Consider the following 2,463-nt stretch of genomic DNA (forward strand, 5'->3'; position numbering starts at 1 on the left):
TAAGCCGTAGGTCACAGGTTCGAATCCTGTAGGGCGTACCATTTAAAATCAAACACTTACACTCATTTTAAATTCTCTACTTTTCTTAAGTGGGACGTATTTGGGACACAAGTGCCAAAAATACTGTCTATTTGCTTTGCATGTTCAGTTAAATGATTAGGCGCTAGGTGAGCATACCTTCTAACCATATCAACTGATTCCCATCCGCCCATTTCTTGTAATACTGAAAGTGGAACTCCGGACTGAATTAACCAGCTCGCCCATGTGTGGCGCAGATCATGAAAACGGAAGTTTTCTATTCCTGCTCTTTTTAGTGCCGCCCTCCATGCTGTGTTAGAATCAACTCGCATTTTCCTAACACTTGGCGTTAATGTTCCGTCTGGTCTCTTCTTTGATTCAGTATGAACAAATACCCATTTGTAATGGTTTCCTATTTGCTCCTTAAGAACCTGACAAGCAGTGTCATTTAAAGCAACACCAATTGCTTGGCCTGATTTGCTATCCTCTGGGTTTATCCATGCAACTTTCCTTTGCATATCAATTTGACTCCACTCTAAATTGATAATATTGGATCGCCTTAATCCAGTGGCCAATGCAAATGTAACTACGGATTTCAGTGGTTCAGGGCATTCTTGAATCAGTCTTTTAGCTTCATGATGTTCTAACCACCGAACCCGCTTTTCTCTGATTGTTGGAACTTTGATAACGGGAGGTTTTTCTAACCATTTCCAGTCACGTTCAGCAGCTCTTAACAGAGATTTCATGATGGCGAGATGCTTTGCTTTGGTTGCGTTACTGACAGGGACATCAGTAAATGCAGGGATTTCCTTTCCCTTTCTTTTGGCTGATTCCGCTTGTTTTTCCCATCTCTCCCTTGCTTTTCTGTTTACCATCTTATTGATAACGGAATATATTTTTGCTTCTGTAATATCCTTAAGTCGGTAACCTTCAAAGTGATCTAACCAAAAAGAAAGCCGACCTTTATCATCATCCAGTGATTTTTTGTCTGCTTTCTCTTCAATCCATCGAACTATAGCCTCTTCGAAAGTAACATCAGGAAAGTCACCAAGACGTTCTATGCGCCATAACTCGACCTTTCTTGTGTCGTGCAACTCCTGCGCGAGCTTCTTGTCCTCTGTGCCAAGAGACTCCTTGATTCTTTTACCGCTTGGCGTCGTGTAGTTTCCGTACCATATTTTACCTCTTCTGAATAAAGACATGATTTTCCCTCTCGTGTCTCACCAGCGTTCACTGGTATATTGTGAATTGATTTATTAGCCGCCGCAATACACGCGGCTCTCGTAAATAGGTATGGCGAGTTTTTCTTTGATGGATCCTTTCTTGTGTATGCAATCAATCCTAGCTTGCACCAACGAGAGAGTGTGTCTTCTGATATACCAATATATGCGGCAGCTTCTTTTCTTGGCATGGTCATCCCTTCCATTTTATCCTCCTATCCATTCTTCCTTTTATACTGTTCATGATCATCACCACAATCTTTACTGCAGTATGCGCTATTAGGTGCTACCGGCTCTTCGTGACACCAGATACACATGCCGTTATATGATTTTATTACCGGTTTACGATTTAATAGTGACGCTTGAATATATAATTCGTTTGTTTCATTTGCTGAGTCGATAATGTCCATAATTACGCTTGTCCTGTTTCAATTAAATAAATTACTAAACATAGTGATATTAACCCTGAAAATTCAGTAAATGTCATAATTCACCTATGCTATTTTCCATTCATTTAATATTTTATTACCGATATTTAATAAATAATTTCTATTTACAGTGTTGATTATTCTGCGAAGAGTTATATAAGGTCGCCATATTAAAAACATAGAACCTTTATTATTTCCGCTAACTGGCTTTTTTGTTTCTGCATTAATAAAAGATATTCTACCTCCCGTAATTAATCTTACTTCATCAACTGTTTCTAATGCTGATTCATACCAACCCACAGAAGTATCAGAAGGAATTAACATAACAACAGGCTGTAATTGCTTTTTACATTGCTCAGCGGCTTTATTTACCCATGGCTGAATATCTGAATAGGGCGGATTCACCCAAATAGCTCCGTAACTTTCCCAGTCGCAATTTAACGAGTCGTCTTTTTCGGTGAGGTAATGAGAACAGAGTGCATTATTTTTATCGGCGGCAGCATCTAAATAGAAACCAAATTCAGCGTCCAATGCTGTGAATAAAGGTAGGGGAGTTTGCCATCTATCACGCAATTCCTTTGGTGTGTGGCTACCTCCGTAGTCAGCCTTCATTCTCCGCATCCTTCATCATCAAGAAAACTTCCATGCATGCGCGCAGTGGGTTTTTATTGAGAGCTCTAATATATCCAACATAGTTGCCGTACTCATCTACAAACTCCGCTTTCCATCTATCAGTTATGGTTGGGGAGCGTAATGAAATTTTATTCTCAATAATAATCGGCATTGCGTCAGTAGGG

At 39.7% G+C, this 2,463-nt stretch carries 4 protein-coding genes; all 4 read right to left on the reverse strand.

Features of this window, described 5'->3' with window-relative positions; genetic code table 11:
• Positions 1 to 62: 62 nt before the first annotated feature.
• Entirely contained in the window at positions 63 to 1,220 is a 1,158-nt protein-coding gene (locus HMPREF3129_RS16090; RefSeq protein WP_070487132.1) for a tyrosine-type recombinase/integrase, read from the reverse strand.
• Positions 1,221 to 1,453: 233 nt separating this feature from the next.
• Positions 1,454 to 1,648: a hypothetical protein gene (locus tag HMPREF3129_RS16095; RefSeq protein WP_070487135.1), complete on the reverse strand. Its 195-nt coding sequence runs from the start codon at positions 1,646 to 1,648 to the stop codon at positions 1,454 to 1,456.
• Positions 1,649 to 1,732: 84 nt separating this feature from the next.
• Complete coding sequence (locus HMPREF3129_RS16100) at positions 1,733 to 2,278, reverse strand: phage N-6-adenine-methyltransferase (RefSeq protein WP_070487136.1); 546 nt, start codon at positions 2,276 to 2,278, stop codon at positions 1,733 to 1,735.
• Positions 2,268 to 2,463, reverse strand: a 196-nt coding sequence (locus tag HMPREF3129_RS16105; RefSeq protein WP_139142876.1) for a phage protein NinX family protein, incomplete at its 5' end; no start/stop codon positions are given. The genes HMPREF3129_RS16100 and HMPREF3129_RS16105, both read right to left, overlap by 11 nt.

Origin of the sequence: Proteus sp. HMSC14B05 (assembly GCF_001808035.1) — a bacterium.
In the GTDB taxonomy this organism is placed as follows: Bacteria; Pseudomonadota; Gammaproteobacteria; order Enterobacterales; family Enterobacteriaceae; genus Proteus; species Proteus mirabilis.